General features: G+C 52.2%; 17 protein-coding genes. 10 read left to right on the top strand and 7 right to left on the bottom strand.

All coding sequences use genetic code 11. The features are described from left to right. Window positions 1–258 precede the first annotated feature (258 nt). From CLV60_RS16330 to CLV60_RS16320, 3 genes are all read left to right on the top strand, one after another. Complete coding sequence (locus CLV60_RS16330; protein ID WP_106596438.1) at window positions 259–651, top strand: hypothetical protein; 393 nt, start codon at window positions 259–261, stop codon at window positions 649–651. A gap of 94 nt (window positions 652–745) precedes the next feature. Beyond that, window positions 746–1,807, top strand: a complete 1,062-nt coding sequence (locus CLV60_RS16325; RefSeq protein WP_106596437.1) for a cobalamin-independent methionine synthase II family protein — start codon at window positions 746–748, stop codon at window positions 1,805–1,807. 227 nt (window positions 1,808–2,034) lie between these two features. Then, complete coding sequence (locus CLV60_RS16320; protein ID WP_106596436.1) at window positions 2,035–2,586, top strand: carboxymuconolactone decarboxylase family protein; 552 nt, start codon at window positions 2,035–2,037, stop codon at window positions 2,584–2,586. A 63-nt stretch (window positions 2,587–2,649) separates the two neighbouring features. On the opposite strand, the gene CLV60_RS16315 is transcribed toward CLV60_RS16320, so the two are convergent. Beyond that, window positions 2,650–3,381 carry a hypothetical protein gene (locus CLV60_RS16315; protein ID WP_106596435.1) on the bottom strand — a complete coding sequence of 244 codons (732 nt, stop codon included), beginning with the start codon at window positions 3,379–3,381 and terminating at the stop codon, window positions 2,650–2,652. A 211-nt stretch (window positions 3,382–3,592) separates the two neighbouring features. On the opposite strand from CLV60_RS16315, the gene CLV60_RS16310 reads away from it, so the two are divergent. The 3 genes from CLV60_RS16310 to CLV60_RS16300 all read left to right on the top strand — a co-directional run bounded on the left by CLV60_RS16310 (window position 3,593) and on the right by CLV60_RS16300 (window position 6,041). Next, window positions 3,593–4,498, top strand: a complete 906-nt coding sequence (locus tag CLV60_RS16310; protein WP_106596434.1) for a helix-turn-helix domain-containing protein — start codon at window positions 3,593–3,595, stop codon at window positions 4,496–4,498. 79 nt (window positions 4,499–4,577) lie between these two features. After that, window positions 4,578–5,489 carry an oxidoreductase gene (locus CLV60_RS16305; RefSeq protein ID WP_106596433.1) on the top strand — a complete coding sequence of 304 codons (912 nt, stop codon included), beginning with the start codon at window positions 4,578–4,580 and terminating at the stop codon, window positions 5,487–5,489. Window positions 5,490–5,573: 84 nt separating this feature from the next. Then, a complete protein-coding gene (locus tag CLV60_RS16300) occupies window positions 5,574–6,041 on the top strand; it encodes a hypothetical protein (protein WP_106596432.1) in 468 nt (155 codons plus the stop codon). A gap of 61 nt (window positions 6,042–6,102) precedes the next feature. Here CLV60_RS16300 and CLV60_RS16295 read toward each other — a convergent pair whose 3' ends face one another. Continuing rightward, window positions 6,103–6,474, bottom strand: coding sequence for a hypothetical protein (locus tag CLV60_RS16295; RefSeq protein WP_106596431.1), 372 nt, complete (start codon window positions 6,472–6,474; stop codon window positions 6,103–6,105). Window positions 6,475–6,681: 207 nt separating this feature from the next. On the opposite strand from CLV60_RS16295, the gene CLV60_RS16290 reads away from it, so the two are divergent. From CLV60_RS16290 to CLV60_RS16280, 3 genes are all read left to right on the top strand, one after another. Beyond that, window positions 6,682–7,020 (top strand): DUF6660 family protein, encoded by a 339-nt coding sequence (locus CLV60_RS16290; protein ID WP_106596430.1) that lies wholly within the window; start codon window positions 6,682–6,684, stop codon window positions 7,018–7,020. 97 nt (window positions 7,021–7,117) lie between these two features. After that, window positions 7,118–11,500: a CusA/CzcA family heavy metal efflux RND transporter gene (locus CLV60_RS16285; RefSeq protein WP_106596429.1), complete on the top strand. Its 4,383-nt coding sequence runs from the start codon at window positions 7,118–7,120 to the stop codon at window positions 11,498–11,500. Between the two features lie 13 nt (window positions 11,501–11,513). After that, the gene (locus tag CLV60_RS16280; protein WP_229210996.1) at window positions 11,514–12,674 is read left to right on the top strand and encodes an efflux RND transporter periplasmic adaptor subunit; all 1,161 of its coding nucleotides are present in this window, start codon (window positions 11,514–11,516) and stop codon (window positions 12,672–12,674) included. A gap of 42 nt (window positions 12,675–12,716) precedes the next feature. On the opposite strand, the gene CLV60_RS16275 is transcribed toward CLV60_RS16280, so the two are convergent. The 5 genes from CLV60_RS16275 to CLV60_RS16255 all read right to left on the bottom strand — a co-directional run bounded on the left by CLV60_RS16275 (window position 12,717) and on the right by CLV60_RS16255 (window position 17,934). After that, window positions 12,717–13,319, bottom strand: a complete 603-nt coding sequence (locus CLV60_RS16275; RefSeq protein ID WP_106596553.1) for a TetR family transcriptional regulator C-terminal domain-containing protein — start codon at window positions 13,317–13,319, stop codon at window positions 12,717–12,719. Window positions 13,320–13,399: 80 nt separating this feature from the next. After that, complete coding sequence (gene fahA / locus CLV60_RS16270; protein WP_106596427.1) at window positions 13,400–14,635, bottom strand: fumarylacetoacetase; 1,236 nt, start codon at window positions 14,633–14,635, stop codon at window positions 13,400–13,402. Window positions 14,636–14,648: 13 nt separating this feature from the next. Next, complete coding sequence (locus CLV60_RS16265; RefSeq protein ID WP_106596426.1) at window positions 14,649–15,377, bottom strand: phenylalanine 4-monooxygenase; 729 nt, start codon at window positions 15,375–15,377, stop codon at window positions 14,649–14,651. An 18-nt stretch (window positions 15,378–15,395) separates the two neighbouring features. After that, on the bottom strand, window positions 15,396–16,523 hold the full coding sequence (hppD, locus tag CLV60_RS16260) for a 4-hydroxyphenylpyruvate dioxygenase (RefSeq protein ID WP_106596425.1): 1,128 nt from the start codon (window positions 16,521–16,523) through the stop codon (window positions 15,396–15,398). Between the two features lie 250 nt (window positions 16,524–16,773). Beyond that, entirely contained in the window at window positions 16,774–17,934 is a 1,161-nt protein-coding gene (locus CLV60_RS16255; protein WP_106596424.1) for a homogentisate 1,2-dioxygenase, read from the bottom strand. Window positions 17,935–18,229: 295 nt separating this feature from the next. On the opposite strand from CLV60_RS16255, the gene CLV60_RS16250 reads away from it, so the two are divergent. Further along, entirely contained in the window at window positions 18,230–20,641 is a 2,412-nt protein-coding gene (locus tag CLV60_RS16250) for a glycoside hydrolase family 9 protein (protein WP_106596423.1), read from the top strand. Window positions 20,642–20,653 lie beyond the last annotated feature (12 nt).

Here is a 20,653-nt window from a genome sequence, read left to right as displayed (position 1 = left end):
GATTCATTAAATGCGAATGCCTTAAGGCAGAAAGGCGATCAGCGAGTAAAGGTTTATCGGAGTAAATCTAATACTATTCACTTTCGGATACATGCATGTCTGTTATAGAATTAGTTTGCGGATATGACCTCGGTCGGATAAGTTTTTCAAAACGACCGCTGTAAAAGGGATTATTTATGGATTGATTTAAATGAAATGAATAATTGCTACAACGAATGATGCGGTATTCTTGTAGATTTAAGGTACATCTCCCTGTCTATGAAAACCGTTGCCAGCCTTGGCCTGCTAGTACTGCTGCTATCCCACTCGCTGGGATGGTCGGTGGCTGTGCTCTTTGCAGGTAAAACGGCCGGGGCGACAGAACGAAGCGAGGCTTTACAGTCGGAAGCGTCAGCCTGGCACCGGTTTGCCGAATTGTCGGAGCGTGTGCAGGAAATGCAGCTTGCCAAAACGCCGCTCACGCCCCTCGGAAGCGTGTTGAAAACGCTGGGTGACCTGGCGAAGACTTATTTGCCCGGAGCGAATATCCACAGTAAATGGGTTGGGGAAATCGATCTTCCTCGCGGGAAGGTCCGTTTTGCGGAGCCGCTGCTCATTGCCACAACTGGCTCGCCCAACTTCATCACGCCCCCACCGGAAATGATTGGTTAACACATTTTGTAATGCATTGCCACGGCCGGCTACCGTACCGGCGGTGGTAGCGCGTATGTATGTACCTAATCATTCACCATATCATTTCCGCAAAATGGCAACTATACCTACCGAGCCGATCGGAAGCATTCCGCGGCCCGCTTACCTGCAGCAAGCCATGCAGGCATATACCAAAGCAGAGATTTCCTCCGACGACCTCTCCCGGCTTTTTTCGCAGGCTACCCGCGAGACCATCATATCCCTGGAAGGCACAGGCTCGCCGGTCATTTCCGATGGGGAACAGAGCAAGCCCAGCTTCGCCACATACCCGATCCACGGTTTACTGAACCTGGGTAGCAGGGGCGTCGTGATCCCGTTTGAGGATGGGCATACGAGGCAACTGCCAGTATTGACGTCAGGCCCGTTCCGTTACCGTAACTTCGCTGTGGATTACCTTCGGGAGGCGCGCAAGCATACCGCATTGCCCGTCAAGCAAGCCGTTATCTCAGCTTCGGCGATGAGCCTGTTATACCCCGCCTCCGGCATCGACGGTTACCCGCAAAGCCAGTTCATTTCCGATTTGCTCGATCAGGCCGAGGCCGATATCCGCAAGTGCCTCAACGAGCAGGCCTACAATGTCCAGATCGATTTTACAGAAGCAAGGCTTGCGCTGAAACTCGATCCCAGCCAGGGGCTTTTGCAACAGTTTATTTCGCTTAACAACCAGGTACTCGATCGCTTCACGGCCGGGGAACGGAGCCGGATCGGCATCCATACCTGCCCGGGAGGCGATCACGATTCGACCCACAGCGCCGATGTGCCTTATTCGGATCTGTTACCCTTGTTTTTCCAGCTGAATGCGGGCAACTTTTACCTGGAATATGCAGGGGAGAAGGATAAGGTGTCCGTTCTGGAATCGATCCGGCAGAATATCAGGCCGGGGCAGCGCGTATTTCTGGGGGTGACGGATGTTTTGAATCCCAGAATCGAAACGCCGGAAGAAATCCGCGATCTGCTCCTGCAAGCCGCGGAGTACATTCCGCTCAATCAACTCGGCTCCACCGACGATTGCGGCTTTTCCCCTTTTGCCGACGATATCTCAACGGCCCGGGAAATTGCATTCGAAAAGATCCGCGCGCGCGTGGAGGGGACGAAGCTGGCGGGAGCGAAGCTTTAATCTTTGATTGTCATGTGTTGTCAAGTATTGTCATGTTTTGTCATGTTTTGTCAAGTATTGTCAGGTGTTGTCATGTCTTGTCAAGTATTGTCATGTCTTGTCAAGTATTGTCGGATCCTGATTTGACGCTACGTCTGACAATGCCTGACCACACCTGACCATTAATGACAATGCCTGACCACACATGACCACATCTGACCTTATCATTCAATCATTAACTTTTACCAATGCCACATATCGAATTTGAGAAAGGTTTCCCGGGCATTTTGGGTCCGATGCGGTTCAGCCCTCACACGGCCGAGCCGATGAATGCGCTGGCTAATGCGCTGATGTGTTCCGACGAAGGGTTGAGCCGCGGCGAGCGTGAGCTGATCGGGACTTACGTATCATCCCAAAACGACTGTTACTTCTGCCAGACCATCCACGGCGCCATTGCCAGTGCTTACCTGGAAGACGAGGACTGGTCGTTTGTCAAGAGTGTCAAAGAGAATTTTGGCGAAACTGCGCTTTCGGAAAGAATGAAAGCGCTGCTATCCATCGCGGGCAGCGTCCAACGGGGAGGCAAGCACGTGACACCCGAGCAAATCGCCCGCGCCCGCGAGCACGGTGCCGACGATCGCCAGATCCACGACACCATCCTCATCGCCGCTGCATTCTGCATGTTCAACCGCTACGTCGACGGGCTTGCCACCACCGCCCCGACCGACCCGGATGTGTACCGGGCGCGGGCCGTGAATGTGATGAAGAATGGGTATTCGGCGGTGAAGGGGTATGAGTGATGAGTGAAATGTAACCGAGCGACCTGATCAGGACGCTCGGTTAACTATCTGATATCAGATTTGCTACAACAACTGTTTAAGCGAGTTTTCATCCACATATATATGCGAATAATGGTAGAATTTAGGATGCGATTGATTGTATTTACTATCGCCAATAGGGCTAATAAAGACTCGGACTTCGTCCTTTGTAGGTTCGAAAAATATTGTTGTACTTACCCACTCCGCCTCTTTTTTGTCCAAATCAATTTTTGTGTGACTGGGATTAGTTGTGTTGTCGAAAAAAATATCGATGGCTCTACCATACTGCGTAGTATTTCCATTTAGAGAAGCAATGGTGGTCGCTCCATAGAGCTTAATGGAATATTTTTTTCCGGGAATTAGGTTCTTAATAGTCGTGTATACTTTTGATTGGGTTCCATTTGCAACAGTGAAGTTTTTCTGCAGCGTGAATGTTAATATACTTGCCGCGTTGGGTGTTGGCTGGGGCAATGGTTTCAGCCATGGCTTGGATGGATCGCCCCATAAATAGGTTAGGGAAGAAGTACCAATCGCGTGCCCTGCGGGATCGTAGGGGACGGGGTTGTTGTAATCAAGCCAACCGGTTGGTAAAGAGTTACTTCCCTTGCTTCCGAATGTGCTTGGAAATATGGGAACAGTAGATATTCCATGAGCCGAACTAAAACCGTTACTTGTCTTTTCCTTTTCCGGCTCCGCCGCATCCTCCTGCGAACAGCTACTCATCATCATGCAAGCAGCAAGCGCCAATCCCAATGGTAATTTTTGAATTAAAGTCATTTTTTGAAAATTGATTTACGTGAAAAAATTGATTTTAACTGGCTGCAAAACAATGCTCTTTCGATGATAGTGATCGTACGGAATGAATGGGCGGTAGGGTATGGTTATTGAGCGGAAGGTGGTCGAGCTTTGTAGGTATTACAACCCTAATTACTTCTGTGATCTGCATGAAAAGAAGTTTAGTATGCTTTGATTTTCGTATCTTTAACCTATGTCATTATTCCTCGAACTCAAATCATTTTACAAGCATATCAACCGCGCGCCGGAGAGTGGGGAGAGCGGGGTGGGGCATTTTAATATTTTCAAGGTTGAGGATCTGATGATTTCCCGGGACAGGCCGGCAACGTACAGCAGAAGGAATTTCTTCAAAGTGAGCTTGGTGAACGGGCATAGCAGGATCCATTATGCCGATCAAAGCATTGAGGTGACGGGCTCGGCATTGGTTTTTACAAATCCGTTGATCCCCTATCACTGGGAGCGAATGGATGAGCAGCAGAGTGGGTACGTTTGCATTTTTACGGAAGCGTTTTTCAGTCGGTTCGCGAGTGTAAAAGACTATCCGGTGTTTCAGTCGGCGGATGCGGCAGTGGTTAATCTTAGGGCCGACGACGTTTTGTTTTTTAATGAATTGTATGAGAAGATGTTGGCAGAGCTAAATGGGGATTATGCATTTAAATACGACTTCCTGCGGACAATGCTAATGGAACTCGTACACAGCGCCCAGAAGATGGTTCCCGCTGCCGGCCAACAGCAGGCCGGATCAAATGCAGCCGAACGCATTACCGCTTTGTTCGCCGAGCTGCTGGAAAGGCAGTTCCCGATCGAGCTGAGTAATCAGGTGATCCGGCTGAATTCTCCCTCGGCGTTTGCAAAACAACTTAATATTCACGTCAATCACCTCAATAAGGCATTGAAGGAAACCACCGGGCAAACTACTTCACAGCTCATCAGTGAGCGCATTGCGCAGGAGGCGCGGATACTCCTGAAAAGTACCAACTGGACGGTCAACGAAATCGCCTGGGGACTCGGCTTCGAGGAGCCCAACCACTTTTCCAGCTTTTTCAGGAATGCGGCCGGTATGACGCCCCGGCAGTTTCGGCAGGTAGATGTGGATTGATTTTTGTAGGTTTTGACTTCGAAATAGTAGCTGTCACCGGCAGCTTTTCCTGAATTTTGTCCCATTAATCATTCGTATTATGTGGACAAAAAAGAACATCGGCGATCAGACTGGCAAGACGGCGATCGTAACCGGGGCAAACACCGGAATAGGGTATGAAACCGCATTAGCACTTTTCGAAGCTGGCGCACACGTCGTGCTTGCGTGCAGGAGCGAGCGCAACGCAAAGGATGCGGAAGCGCGTTTGCGTGTGCATGGAGGCACGGGAAGCCTGGAAACCGCCATTCTGAATCTCGCTAACCTGCAAGCAGTGCACGATTTTGCTTATGCATTTATCCAAAAACACAACAAGCTCGACATCCTGATCAACAACGCAGGCGTGATGACGCCGCCCGCTTCCCAAACCGACGACGGTTTCGAGCTGCAATTCGGGGTGAATTTTCTGGGGCATTATGCATTGACGGGTCATTTGTATCCGCTCTTGAACGCCACGCCCGGTTCGCGCATTGTTACCGTGAGCAGCATGGCGTACCTGCGTGGACAAATCGATTTCTTGAACCTGCGTTCGGAGCATTCCTATGATGCATTTCGGGAATATTGCCAAAGCAAGCTGGCGAATGTCCTTTTCGCGGTGCAGTTGCAGCGTCGGATAGAGGCGGCGGGCGATCAGGTGATTTCAGTTGCTGCGCAGCCGGGGGCCAACAAGACGGACCTTTCGCGCTTTATGAGTGAGAGCGAATACAATGCGGCGATCGACCGTATCGGCGCGTTGATGGATCCGTGGCAGGGTGCATTGCCGTCGTTGTACGCGGCTGTGGCTGATGATGTTAGCGGAGGTGATTTTTATAGTCCGGATGAGCCAGGCGGATACCGGGGTTATCCGGGTAAACTGGGCCTCGAGCCGCACGCGATGGATAAAGCCACGGCAGAGCAGCTATGGCACTGGGCTGAGGATGCTGCAAAAGTTGTTTATCCGGCTAACAATCCGTGAATGTTATGAAAATAGCTGGTTTTTATAGATTTTGGGCGATTCATTTAGTACTTACATCAAGAACCCTTAACAATTTAACCAGTTATGAAAAGACATTTCTCCGCAATGCTCCTGGCCGCTTCGATGCTGACGGCCTGTGGAACCCCGGAAACCCAACAAGGCGCCAAAGAAACTCCCAACGCACTCGAAGGTACGTGGAAACTCCTGAGCGGTACATTGATCGAGAAGGGTGACACCACAGTAACCGATTATACGCAGAAGGTTTCCTTCATTAAGGTGATCAACGGCAGCCATTTCGCCTTTTTGCAGCATGATTTGAATAAAGGCAAGGATTCTACCGCAAGCTTTTCCGCGGGTGGCGGCGCATACACCTTGAAAGACAGTGCCTACACCGAAAAACTGGAATATTGCACCGCGCGCGATTGGGAGGGGAACGAGTTTCACTTCACGATTTCGATTCAAAACGATACGCTGGTGCAGCGCGGCGTCGAAAAGGTAGAATCGGCTGGTGTGGAGCGATTGAATATCGAGAAGTACGTCCGGGTGAAGTAGTATTGAAATAAAAAGCCGGAAGCAGTGATGCTTCCGGCTTTTTGAATGATTTGCCAAACTGCTATTTCGCGGGCTCTTTGGTAGCCGTGATCGGGAATTCGCCGTCTTGCGAGACGATTGTGCCGCTCAGCTTCTCGCCGTCCTGCGTCATAGTCACGGTGAGGATGCCGCCCTGGAAGTCGAGTTTGAAGGTTACTTTACCCTGGTCGACGGTCAGCTCCTTCATTTCCATACGTTCCTGCTGGCCGAGGTAACCGGTGGTTTTGTCGTCTTTTTGTTCGAACGTCATGAAGCCGGTTTCGTACTCGGGCGGTACGTTGGAAACCGTATATTTCCAGGTTCCGATAAGATCGTTGGCTGTTTTAAGGTTTTTGGCAGTTACGGCAAAGATTGTAACAGCCAGGATCATGGTTAGCAAATACTTTACTTTCATTGTGTTGATGGTTTTTGCGATTGGTTACTAAATGGAATGGCTTCAAATTTAGAAAAAAGCAAATAGGTTGTGATCCCGGCAATGTTATATTTTCAGTAACTAAATTACCATCGGTATTAACGGCTGATTAACGGTAATACGTTACTTACTTGTCGTGAATTTGTTTTTGCCTACCTGTTGCATCCGCATTTCACCTACTTTTGATGCATGAAGGTCATCGTTGCATATCTGTTGGCGTTTTACGTGCTCGCGCTCTCCTGCATTCCTTGCGGGGACGAGGCTCGGCCGCTGCACGATGGCAACGGTACGAAAGCCGTTGCGACCGAAGTGGCGTCTGCCGCAGGCGCGCATCAGGAGGCGATAGACCTGTGTTCGCCTTTTTGCATATGCGCATGCTGCGCGAGCGTGACGATCAGCGCCACCGTCGCCGCCCTGCCCGAAAATGCCGTGTCCCGGCTGATACCGCCGGCAGGTTTCTCCTATCTCCAAATTCTGTACACCGGCGACATGGCCGGGATCTGGCAACCGCCGAAGCACAGGGTATAATCCGCGCCCGTTATGGGCAATTTATCGGACAAGTCGTTCACCAGGTGCAGTCAAGCATCCGGTGTAACGCGGTATATCCATTCTTTTTAAATCAAAAATGTTAGATAAAATCATTCATTTTTCGATCCACAATAAGCTGGTGGTCGGAATATTCACGCTTGCACTGGTGGTCTGGGGGGCTTACTCCCTCACCCGGTTGCCCATCGATGCGGTGCCCGATATTACCAATAATCAGGTGCAGATCATCACCACAAGCCCGTCGCTGGCTGCCCAGGAGGTGGAGCGGCTGGTTACTTTTCCTGTCGAAACGGTGATGGCGACCATCCCGCATACCGAAGAAATCCGTTCAATCTCGCGTTTCGGACTGTCGGTAGTGACCATTGTTTTTGAAGATGATGTGGACGTTTACTGGGCACGTGCACAGGTATCGGAGCGGCTGCACAGTGCGGTGGAACAGATTCCGCCTGGCTCGGGAACGCCCAGTCTGGCGCCGGTTACCACAGGTTTGGGGGAAATCTACCAATATGTTTTGCACACCAAACCGGGTTTTGAAAACAAATACTCACCTATGGAGCTGCGCAGCATTCAGGATTGGATCGTGCGGCGGCAGCTGCTGGGTACTTCCGGAGTAGCGGATGTAAGCAGTTTTGGTGGTTTTCTGAAACAATATGAAATCGCTGTCGATCCGTTGAGGATCCGGAGCGCGGGAATTTCCATTGCCCGCATTTTCGAAGCATTGGAGCAAAATAACCAGAACACCGGCGGCGCGTACATTGACAAAAAGCCTAATGCCTACTTTATCCGGAGCGAAGGCTTGGTAGGTTCCCTGGACGATATTCGCAAAATCCAGGTCGGAGAAACTGAGACAGGCCTGCCGGTACTCATTCGCGACATTGCAGAGGTAGGTTTCGGCAGCGCCGTGCGGTATGGCGCCATGACGCGCAACGACGAGGGCGAAGTGGTAGGAGGGCTGGTATTGATGCTCAAAGGTGCCAATTCGTCGGAAGTGATCGGTAATGTGAAAGAGCGCATTGCACAGATCCGCAAGAGCTTGCCCGAGGGTGTGGTGATTGAGCCGTTTTTGGATCGTACCAAGCTGGTCAACAATGCAATAGGTACAGTTTCGAAAAACCTGATCGAAGGTGCGCTGATCGTCATTTTTGTGCTGATACTATTGCTGGGAAACATGCGGGCCGGACTTGTAGTAGCCTCGGTAATACCGCTCGCGATGCTTTTCGCCGTCAGTATGATGAACCTTTTCGGCGTTTCGGGGAACCTGATGAGCCTGGGAGCGATCGATTTCGGGCTGATCGTCGACGGTGCGGTCATTATCGTAGAAGCCACCCTGCACCACATCGTTTCCAAACGTTACACGCACCGTCTCACGCAGGACGAAATGGACCGCGAAGTGTACGAATCGGCTTCCAAAATCCGGAATTCGGCCGCGTTCGGGGAGATGATCATCCTGATAGTCTACCTGCCGATATTGGCGCTGGTCGGAATCGAAGGTAAAATGTTCCGGCCGATGGCACAGACGGTTAGTTTCGCCATTCTTGGCGCATTTATCCTGTCATTAACTTACGTTCCTATGATGTCTGCGCTGTTTTTGAGCAAGAAAAACGAATACAAGCCGGGTATCTCCGATCGGATCGTCGGCTTTTTTCGTCGCATTTACCTGCCGGTGCTGGATTTTTCGCTGCGCAAAAAATGGCTGGTTTCGTTGGTGGCAGTCGGGCTGCTCGGCGGAAGCTTCTGGCTCTTTTCCCGGATGGGGGGAGAGTTTATCCCGCAGCTGGATGAAGGTGATTTCGCGGTCGAACTCCGGGTTTTGACCGGCAGTTCACTTTCCGAAACGATCGACGCCACGCGAAAGGCAGCCGCCGTGCTGCAAAAGAACTTCCCCGACGAAATAGTGGAAGTGGTTGGTAAAATCGGCTCTTCGGAAATTCCTACGGACCCGATGCCCGTGGAAGCCGGAGATATGATGGTGATCCTGAAAGAAAAATCACTTTGGAAAAAGGCGGAAAACCGGGAAGAGCTGGCCGAGAAAATGCAGGCGGTGCTCAAGGAATCCATTGCCGGGGTTACGTTTGGTTTTCAGCAGCCTATCCAGATGCGTTTCAATGAGTTGATGACGGGTGTAAAGCAGGATGTTGCCGTTAAGATCTTTGGCGAAGACCTCGACGAACTCGCGCGTCAGGCTGCGCGTATCGGCAAGCTGGCGGGTGCGGTGCGTGGTGCGGAAGATGTTTACGTGGAGTCCGTAACAGGCCTGCCGCAGATCGTCGTCCGCTTCGACCGGGACAAACTGGCGCAGTTTCACATTCCGGTCGCCGACGCGAATCGCACGCTCAATGCCGCTTTCGCCGGTGCGGGTGCCGGGCTGGTTTATGAAGGCGAGAAGCGATTCGACCTCGTAGTCCGCTTGCAAAAAGCCGATCGCCGGAGTATTGATGACGTCCGGGGCCTGTTCGTTACCAATGCGGAGGGCCAGCAAGTGCCGCTTGGGCAGATTGCTGACATCGAAATGCAGGCCGGTGCCAACCAGATCCAGCGGGAGGATGCCAAACGCCGCATTACTGTCGCATTCAACGTGCGGGGCCGGGATGTGGAAAGTATTGTGAATGAGCTGCGCGGGCGCATCGATCGGGAGATCAAATTGCCGCCGGGGTATTTTGTGACCTACGGCGGACAGTTCCAGAATTTGCAGGAAGCCAACAGCCGCCTGGCCGTAGCCGTACCGGTGGCATTGTTGCTGATTTTCGTACTGCTCTATTTTACATTCCACTCGCTGCGGCAGAGCTTACTGGTACTTACGGCCATTCCGTTTTCGGCGGTTGGCGGTGTATTGGCGCTATGGGTACGTGACATGCCATTCAGTATTTCGGCCGGGATCGGCTTCATCGCATTGTTCGGGGTGGCAGTGTTGAACGGGATCGTGCTGATCGCGGAGTTTAACCTGCTTCGTAAATCGGGCGAGAAGGATTTACGTAAAGTGATTTTCGAAGGGACCGATACGCGTCTTCGGCCGGTATTGATGACGGCCCTGGTGGCGTCACTCGGGTTTTTGCCGATGGCGCTGTCATCGAGCGCGGGAGCGGAGGTGCAGCGCCCGCTTGCGACCGTGGTGATCGGCGGGCTGGTGTCGGCTACCTTGCTGACGTTGCTGGTGCTTCCGGTTTGGTACGGGATCGTCGAAAGGCGCTGGGGATCGGGACGCGGTGGTAAAATGGCCGCAGCGGCAGCAGTTATTGCCCTGCTAATGCTGCTGCCCGATCGCGCGAGCGCTCAGCAAGTACCAGCACGAAAGATCACGCTCCGCCAGGCCGTCGACGAAGCATTGGATCATAATCCGTTGATTAAAGGCGATTTGTATCGCATAGGCTATCAGCAAGCGCTGATGAAAACGGCCGGCGATCCGGGTAAAGCGGATTTGGCCTGGATGGGCGGGCAGTACAACAGCGTCAAGTTTGATAACCATTTCCTGTTATCCCAAAACCTGCCGAATCCGGCGGCCGTGGGAAAACGTAAGGCGCTGTTGTCCGAGGAAGTGAATGGGGTAAAGGCGGCCATGGAAGTTACCAAAGCGGAACTGGTGAAGGAAGTTAAAATCAATTACCAGCAGCAGGTTTTGCTCAAATCGCGGCAAAAACTGCTGGATGCGGAACTCCTTCGTGCCGAACGATTTGTGAAAGCAGCCGAAATGCGTTTCAAAACCGGAGAAACGAATCAACTGGAATATGCCACCGCGCAAAGCCAGCTGGGGGACGTCCGTGCGCAGCGGATACGGAACGAGGGCGACTTGCGCAATTTGCAAAGGGCATTGCAGACTTTGACAAACAGCAGCTCGCTGGCCGAAGCCGAAACCGATTCGCTTATGCGCAGGGGCCTCGCAGTACCCGCTCCCGACACAGCCGCATTGAGCGCCAATCCGTATCTGCGCTATCTCGTACAGCAGGTGGCAGTAGGTAGCAGACAAACTGCCGTGCAAAAGGCCGCCCTGCTGCCGGAGTTTAATATCGGGTATTTCAATCAGTCGCTCACGGGCTTCCAGAACACGGGTAATGGTGAAGTTTTCTACGGCTCCGGCAAGCGCTTTCAGGGCGTGCAGGTAGGCGTGCAGCTGCCGATTTTCAATGGTGCGTCCAAAGCGAGGATCAAGGCCTCGCAAATAGGAGAGCAGGTGGCGAAAAACGAAGTTGAAACGGCGCGTTTACGGCTGGGCAGCGACCTGGAACAGGCTATCCGAAGCCTGGAAACAGCCCGGCAAAACCTCGACTTGTACGAGGCCAGTACGCTGGTGCTGGCGGGTACCATTCAAAGCAATGCTACCAAAGCCTATGAATCAGGTGAGATCGGGTATATCGAATACGGGCAGGCGTGGAACCGCGCATTGAGCATTCGCCTCAACTGGCTCGATTTGCTGAGCGTTTACAATCAGTCGGTTGTCCAAATAGAATATCTTTTAAATGAGCAGTAATCTGAATAAATCGATGAAAAATATAGCATTAGGCCTGGTACTTTTCCTTGGAATAGTTGCCTGCAAGCCGGGGAACGAAAATGGGGCCGCTGAAAACGCGGCGGAGCATGCCGAGGAGGAAACCAATCACGTAGAACTCACAGCTGCCCAATATGAAACCGCGGGCGTTGAAACAGGCGGGTTTTCGGTCCGGAAACTGAGCGGGACGGTAACAGCGAACGGGGTAATTGATATTCCGCCGCAAAATCTGGTGAGTATTTCAGCGCCGCTGGGCGGGTTTGTCCGCAAATCGGAGCTGTTGCAGGGGATGAAGGTGCAAAAAGGAGAAGTGCTCGCGGTTATCGAAAACCCCGATTTTATCCCTATTCAGCAGGATTATCTCGAAACGCGCAGCAAACTGGAATTTGCCGAGCAGGAATACCAGCGCCAGAGCGATCTCAGCAAGGAGAATGTGAATGCGCAAAAAGCATTGCAGCAATCTGCTTCGGAGCTGAAAATGCTGCGGGCAAGGCTGGCAGGTTTAAAGGAGCGCGTCCGCACAGCGGGGGTGGATCTGGCCGGTTTGGAAAAGGGGAGTATTACGAGTGTTGCGTCCATTCGCTCACCTATTGCAGGTTCGGTGACCGTCGTGAACGTGAACCTGGGCAAATACGTGAATCCTACCGACGTGATGTTCGAGATCGTGGATACGGATCACCTGCATGTGGAACTGTCTGTTTTTGAGCAGGATATTCCAAAGGTTAAGCTGGGGCAACTGGTGCGGTTCCGCGTGAGCAACAACCCGGGGCAGGAAGATCTGGCCAAAGTTTACCTTATCAACCAGAAAATCAACGACGACCGCACGGTGCGGGTACATTGCCATCTCGAAAAAGAAGACAATGATTTGCTGCCGCAGAATTTCGTCAAAGCCATTATCGAAACCGGCGCTAACCCGGTGAATGCCTTACCGGACGAAGCCGTGGTCGATTTTGAGGGGAAATCTTATGTTTTTGTAAAAGACTCCAAAGGCGAAAGGAGTTTCGACATGGTGGAGGTTACCAAAGGCATTTCCGAAAATAGTTTTACCGAAGTGAAAATGCCGTCCGGAGGCAGTGAAAGTCCTCAATTCGTGCTGAAAGGCGCCTATGCATTGCTCTCGAAGCTGAAAAACTCGGAAGAAGAGGAAGGACACTAGGTTATTGGTCAAAGGGTAGTCGCAACTGTGACTGCCCTTTGGTTATGCCTTGATAACCCTCACGAGTGCCTGCACCGTCGCCAATACGTGGTCCATATTACCGTAGTCATTGGTGACCTTTGAAAACATGACCCCGCCCTCGATCAATGCAATAATGGAAACGGCCATTTGCTCGGCATTGACGCCCTGGCGGAATTCACCCGCTTCGGCCCCTTTTTCGATGATATGGACTATGCTTTTTTTCCAGCTGAAAAGCGCTTTGGCCGCGCTTAGTTGCAGCGGGACATTGGTGTCGTCGGCTTCCACGGCCGTATTCAGGATTGGGCAGCCGCCGCGATTGCCCACACTCGCGATCACATCCCTGTACACGTGGCCGTACACCATCAGTTTTTCAAAATAAGTCTCTGCTTTTTCCAGTTGCGCCTGAACGGTATTGAATACCAGTGACCGGTTATATTCAAATACGGCCAGGGCAACTTCTTCCTTATTCTCGAAATTTCCGTAAATGCTGCCCTTCGTCAGGCCGGTCGCTTCGGTAATGTCCGACATCGAGGTGCCCGCATAGCCCTTCCGATTGAAAATCTCGGCAGTTTTTTCGATGATGAAGTTCCGGGTGCGTTCGGCTTTGGTTGTTCCTACGTTCATATAACAAATATACCAATTGGTATTTATTTTTACAAACATGAAGGGCAGGTATTTTACTTTAACATGTCAACTGAAAAAAGCTAGCTGAGTGCGGGGAGTATTTTTCCCCTCAACTCCCCGAATCCGACGCGTATGTCGCCCCTTTGCCCAAAACCGCGCATGATTACCTCATCGTGATCTTCGAGAAATCGCCTCTCGATGCCCTCGCCGAGCTTTACAGGTTTCGTACCATTGAGGGTGGCTTCGAGCAGGCAGCCTTTTTGGGAAATGCCGCTTCCGCTGATGGTTCCGGTGGCCAGCAGGTCGCCGGTTTGCAGGTTGCAGCCGGTTATAGTGTGATGAGCGATTTGCTGCGCGGCTGTCCAGTAAATGCCGCTCGCATTGGTTTGGCATATCTGAAACTCCTCCGAGCCCTCGGGTTTAATACTGACCGAAAGCGAAAGGTCGAAATTCTGCAGTGGGTGGTGGGTAAGGTAAGGAAACGGTTCGGGATGTTGTGCCGGCGCGGGTACGCGGAAATGCTGCAATGCCTCCCACGTAACGACCCACGGCGAAACGCCGGAAGCGAAGTTTTTGCTCGTAAATGGCCCCAGCGGCTGGTACTCCCATCGCTGGATGTCGCGCGCCGACCAGTCGTTCAAAAGCAATGTGCCGAAAATGTAATCTTCTGCTGCTTCGACCGAAATGGGCTGGCCAATAACGGAGTCCTTGCCAATCACAAATGCCAGTTCGAGCTCATAATCGAGTGCGCGGGTCTGTTTGAAAGCCGGTGTACCATCCGGTTGGCCGGTTTGGCCCGAGGGCCGTATTATGGGTGTGCCCGAAACCACGATAGAAGACGCGCGGCCATGGTAAGCGACGGGCAGATGCTTCCAGTTGGGAAACAGCGGATTATCGGGCCGGAAAAGCTGTCCGACGCTGAATGCATGCTCCTCGCTTGAATAGAAATCCGTGTAATTGCCGACTTTGACCGGCATATGCATTCGTACTTTTTCTTGCGGGATCAGCAGGTGGTCGGCAAGTTGTCTCAGGTCCGACTGATGATCACACAATGCCGTTTGAATGATTTTACGCACGTACTCCGAAAAACCGCGGCCGAGTACCATCACGTCATTCAATGCTGCCTTGCGGAATGCATTCCCAGCCTCGGGATATTGCGGAAACATATTCAGCGCATAAGCAGCGGCCAGGTCCACGACCCAGTTGCCAATGGCCATGCCCACGCGGGCAGGACGTTCGTCACTGAATATGCCAAAGGGCAGGTTATAGATCGAAAAATCGGAATCAGGCGGGACCGGAAGCCAGGATTGTAGCATTGTGGCGGAGATTTTAGGCTTGTTGTGCCAGATAGGCTTCCAGCAACGGTTCTATACCGGTTACCGACTCATAAAGCTGGTCGTACGACTGGATCACGAAATAATGGTCCTGGTAGCGATCGATATGGTACGGCGTGTCGAGAACGAGGGAAAGGTCGAAATCGATTTTCGGCACATCACGCCCCAGGCAGTAGCGGCTTTCACCCGAAGAGGAAATAATGCCGCCGCCATAAATCTTTAACGCACTATTTTCGCGGATCAGCCCGAATTCGACGGTGTACCAATACAGCCTCGAAATGCGTTGCAGAATTTCCTCCTGATCGATATGCTTCAATGCGACCTCGCTCAAATGCGCCATAAAGTCGCAAAATGCCTGGTTACTCAGCAGCGGTACGTGCCCGAATGTGTCATGGAACATGTCGGGTTCTTCGAGGTAATCGATCTGTTCGGGCTTTCGGAGCCAGCTTGTCGCCGGAAATTGCCGGTTGTACAAATGGGTGTAAAACTCGCGGTGGGGAATGAGGCCGGGGACGACATACACTTCCCAGCCAGTCAATGCGCGCAGGGCCGGATTGGTTTCCCGTTCAAAATGGGGGATATGATCGGCCACGAACCGCACCTTGTCAATCCCGTCGAGGTAAGCCCTGCTGGCGATGGTAGGTAGTTGCTCCATTTGCCTTTCAAAAAGCTGTTTCCACATCCGGTGGTCAGCTTGAGTGTATTGCTCATACGCCTGGTTCATGGTTGAAGAAGGTTTGTATTAAAGTGTACCCCTGAGCATCTGCTCGCGTTCGATCGCCTCGAACAATGCTTTGAAATTGCCTTTTCCGAACGATTGCGCCCCTTTTCTTTGAATAATCTCAAAAAACAGGGTAGGGCGCGGCATCACCGGCTTGGTGAAAATCTGCAAGAGGTAGCCCTCGTCGTCGCGGTCTACAAGGATGCCGAGTTCGCGCAAACTGGCAAGGTCCTCATCAATATGCCCCACGCGGCGGAGCAAATCGTCATAATAGGCAGTAGGCACGCGCAGAAACTCCACGCCCCGGTCGCGTAATGCACGCACAGTGTCGACGATATGGTCCGTGGCAACGGCAATATGCTGCACGCCGGGCCCGCCGTAAAAGTCGAGGTATTCTTCCACCTGTGATTTCTTTTTACCCTCGGCAGGTTCGTTGATCGGGAACTTGATCCGCCCGTTGCCATTGCTCATGACTTTGCTCATCAGCGCTGAGTATTCGGTAGAAATGTCCTTGTCGTCGAAGGAAACCATCATTTTGAACCCCATCACATCCTCGTAAAATTTCACCCACCGGTTCATTTCGTTCCAGCCCACATTTCCCACCATGTGATCGATATACCGCAGCCCGACAGGCTCCGGGGAATGTTCGGGCTGCCAGGCCACGAATCCGGGAAGGAAAATACCGTCGTAATGCTTTCTTTCCACGAAAATGTGTACGGTATCACCATAGGTACATATGCCCGATCTCACGGTCTCGCCATGGTGGTCTTTTTCCGTAACCGGTTCGAGAAATGGTCGCGCGCCACGGGTGACCGTCTCCCGGTAAGCCGATTTAGCGTCGTCTACCCATAATGCAATGGCTTTTACACCATCGCCATGGCGGTCGATATGCGCGCCGATGGCCGTTCCGCCGTGTAATGGCGAAGTGAAAACGAGCCGGATTTTGTCTTGCACGACCACATAGGATTCGCGGTCGGTAAGCCCGGTTTCGAGCCCCGCCATGGCGAGCGGCTGAAATCCGAATGCATTCCGGAAATAGTGCGCCGATTGCAATGCGTTGCCTACGTAAAGTTCTACATAGTCCGTACCGTTAATCGGCAGGAAATCGGTCGCGATGTTGGGAGTAATGGGTGCTGTTAATGTGGACATGGTGTGGTTATTGATCGGTTGTCAGTTGTTGTCAAGAGTTGTCAGGTGTGTTCAGGTGTTGTCAGGTATGGTCAAGAGTTGTCAGGAGTAGTCAAGAGTTGTCAGGAGTAGTCAAGAGTAGTCAGGTCTTGTCAAGTATTGTCATTTTGGTCGGGAATAGGCATTGAAATGGAATATTTGGTAACTATATGACAGTCCCTGACTACTCCCGACTATTTCTGACCACACTTGACAAAATCCGACCACTTCGTTACCCCTCCGCCCAACTCGTAAAGTACCGCCCGTCGTCGATCGCTATTGCTTGTTCGGTGAGCATCAGGGGCCGGAAGGTATCGACCATTACGGCCAGCTCCTGGGTTTCTTTTTTGCCGATGCTCCGCTCATATGCGCCCGGGTGCGGGCCATGCGGGATTCCGCCCGGATGCAGCGTAATGTGCCCCTGCGCGATGTCGTTGCGGCTCATAAAATCGCCGTCGACGTAATACAGCACCTCGTCGGAGTCGATATTGCTGTGATTGTAGGGCGCCGGGATGGCCAGCGGATGGTAGTCGTACAGCCTGGGACAGAACGAGCAGACCACGAATGCATCGGTCTGGAATGTCTGGTGCACGGGCGGCGGCTGGTGAATGCGGCCGGTAATGGGTTCGAAATTATGGATCGAAAAAGCCCACGGATAATTGTATCCATCCCAACCGATGACATCGAACGGGTGGGTTTCGTAGGTTACGGGGTGGATATGGCTTTGTTTCTTGATTTTGATGATAAATTCTCCGTGCTCGTCATGGGTTTCCAGGTCGCGCGGGAGAATGTAATCGCGCTCGCAATACGGCGAATGCTCGGTGAGCTGCCCGAAATGGTTGCGGTACCGCTTGGGCGTGTAAATCGGTGTGTGCGATTCGAGGTAGAGCAGGCGGTTGTCGGGCCCGTCGAATTCGATCTGGTAAATAGTACCCCTGGGAATCAATACATAATCACCATAGGTAAATGGCACCTGCCCGAAAGGTGTCCGCAGCTTGCCGGAGCCCCGGTGGATGAAAAGCAGCTCGTCGGCGTCGGCATTCTTGTAAAAATAGGACATAGGCGCCCCGGTAGGAGCAGCCAGGCCCAGAATGAGGTCGCGGTTCACGAGCAGGGGCGTGCGGCTGTCGAGGTAGTCGGCAGCAGGCTTTACGTCGAAGCCAATCAGCTTCCGCATGGTCATATTGTTGGCCACCGCAATGCGCGGCGCCACGTCGTAAGGCTCGCCGAGCGATTTCACTTGCGTGGGCCGCCAGGTGTGATAGAGGAGGGAAGACATGCCTTCGAAACCGATGGTTCCAAAGAGTTCTTCATAGTAAAGCCCGCCGTCGGTTTTGCGAAACTGCGTGTGCCGTTTGGGCGGGATGGTTCCTAATTGTTGATAGATCGGCATGTGCTTCGCGATTGTAAGTTAGCCAATAGTTGTTTATGCAATTATAGGAAAAACAAATCAATATTTAAATAAATTTTTGCATTATTTTTAAAATGAAAAAAGTCTTTCCGGTTAATAAATTCTATGCTATACTCTTATTTGTTCTATAAAATATTAGGAATAAATTTGAATGCATTTCGGCTCCACCTGCGCGGAAGACGCTGAAAAAGACTCCCATCCTAGTTGAAAAGGGCATTTTGTCCGCTCTGTTGCTATTCCTGACACAGCATTTTCATTCAAATCAAACCATTCAGCCATGAGGAAACATTACCTCCATTTACCTGGGAAGGGTATTCTTGCATTTTTACTATGCCTGATGCTGTCCGTGCGGGGAGTCGCGCAGGTCAGTCCGTTTATTCACGTCGATCAGTTCGGGTATGCACCGGCGGCGGAAAAAGTAGCGGTACTCAGTAACCCGGTCGTGGGATACAATGCCGCATTGAGCTATACACCGCCCGCGACAATGGAAGTACGCAATAGTATCACCAATGCGGTGGCGTTCACCGGGCCGATCGCCGTTTGGAATAGCGGCGGTACCCAGGCCAATTCCGGTGATCAAGGCTGGTGGTTCGATTTTTCGGCGCTGACGGCCACGGGCAGCTATTATGTATTCGATCCGGTCGGTAACCAGCGTTCCGCGGTTTTTGAGATTACCCCCAATCCATACGGCAATGTGATGCTGGCGGCTGCAAAAATGTTTTATTACAATCGCTGCAACATGGCCAAAGCTGCGCCGTACGCGCAAAGCAAATGGACTGACGGAAATAATTTAATGCATGCATTGCAGGATCAGCAATGCCGGTACGTGTACGACCAGGGCAATGCCGCGATGGAAAAGAACCTGACCGGCGGGTGGTTCGATGCCGGTGATTATAATAAGTATGTGTCCTTTACGCACAGCCCTTTGCACGACCTGTTGTATGCCTACGAAGATAATCCGACTGTTTTTACAGACAATTTCAATATCCCCGAAAGCAAAAACGGGATTCCCGACCTGCTCGATGAAGTGAAATGGGAGCTTGACTGGCTTTTCAAAATGACGAATGCCGATGGCAGCACGCATAACAAAATGGGGAGCCGGAATTACAGCGAGAACATTTCTTCGCCTCCGAGCGTGAATGTAGACGGCCGCTACTATGGCCCCACGTGTACCTCTGCCTCGGCCACGATTGCATCGGTGTTCTCGCACGCTGCCCTCGTGTATGCGGGTATTCCCGCGCTCGCGGCCTACGCGGGACAGTTGGAAGCGAAGGCCGTGAGCTCCTTCAATTATGTACTGCCGTTTTTTAATGCCAATACCCTGCAAACCAATTGTGACGACGGAAGCATTGTTTCCGGTGATGCCGACGTGGACGTTGGTCCGCAGCGGAGCATGATGGTGATCGCCGCTATTTACCTTTTCGAACGAACCGGCAATCCCGTTTATAATCAGTTTGTGGTTAATAACTACTCGGGTACCGATGTCATGAGTTCCGGTTTCTGGGGAGTGGATGCTACCGAATTGCAGGATGCACTCCTGCGCTACGCAAAGCTGCCCGGCGCTAATACGACCGTGGCCTCTGCCATCCTGAACTCGGCGGGAGCAGCCGTGAATAACAACTGGAACGACTTCTTCGGTTGGACAACGGCCGATCTCTACCGGGCATTCATGCCCGACTGGTCGTACCACTGGGGCAGTAATATGCCCAAAGCCGATTACGCCAACGTGAACCGCAGCATGCTCAAGGCCGGGTTGGGCAATGCGGCCAGCCTCACGCGCAAGGCCGCGGAGCAGATCCACTATTTTCACGGGGTTAACCCGCAGGGAATGGTGTATTTGTCGAATATGTACGGGATAGGCGGTGACCGGTGCGCCAATGAAATTTACCACACCTGGTTCAATGACGGCACTATTTACGATAATGCTTTGACGTCGCCCAATGGTCCTGCGCCTGGTTACGTGGTGGGCGGCCCCAATGCCGACTACACGATCAGCGGCCAGTCGCCGCCATTTGGTCAGCCGCGCCAGAAAAGCTACCTCGATTTTAACACGGGCTGGCCGACCAACAGCTGGGAAATCACCGAGCCGGCCATTTATTACCAAGCCGCCTACATTCGTTTGCTTGCCCATTCGACGTTACCCGTCGAGGACCCGCTGCCCGTGGAACTGGCCGATTTTTATGTGAAGGATCTGGGCAAAAGCCAGGCGCAGCTTTATTGGAAAACCGTATCGGAAACAGACAATGAGCGTTTCGAGGTCGAGCGTTCCACCGACGGTGCCGATTTTCGCATGATAGGGGAATTAAAGGGGCAAAATACCACCGCCGCGGCACATTATTATACCTTTACCGATACCGAAGCGCCGGCGATTACCGCCTATTATCGTTTGAAACAGGTTGATTTCGACGGGCAGTTTGAATATTCCAAAATCATCGCATTGTATCGCAATGGCGATGTCGCATTCCGCATCGCACCGAATCCGCTGAGCGATTACGTGGATTTGCAAATGCCTCCCTACACAGGTGTTGCGACCGTGAAACTGATCAATATGGCCGGGGTGGAAGTAATGCGCCGCGATATGGATGGCGGCGGCCGGGTGCCGATACCCAATGTGGCCAGAGGGCTTTATCTCCTTCAAGTGGAGAAGGGGAGTGAAAGGCTTTTTACGCAGAGGATTTTTAAAAACTAATGCGGGTAACGG

It is taken from the genome of Dyadobacter jiangsuensis, assembly GCF_003014695.1.
In the GTDB taxonomy this organism is placed as follows: domain Bacteria; phylum Bacteroidota; class Bacteroidia; order Cytophagales; family Spirosomataceae; genus Dyadobacter; species Dyadobacter jiangsuensis.
The sequence above is the reverse complement of the archived record's forward strand: the minus strand, read 5'-3'. Positions and strand labels throughout refer to the sequence as shown.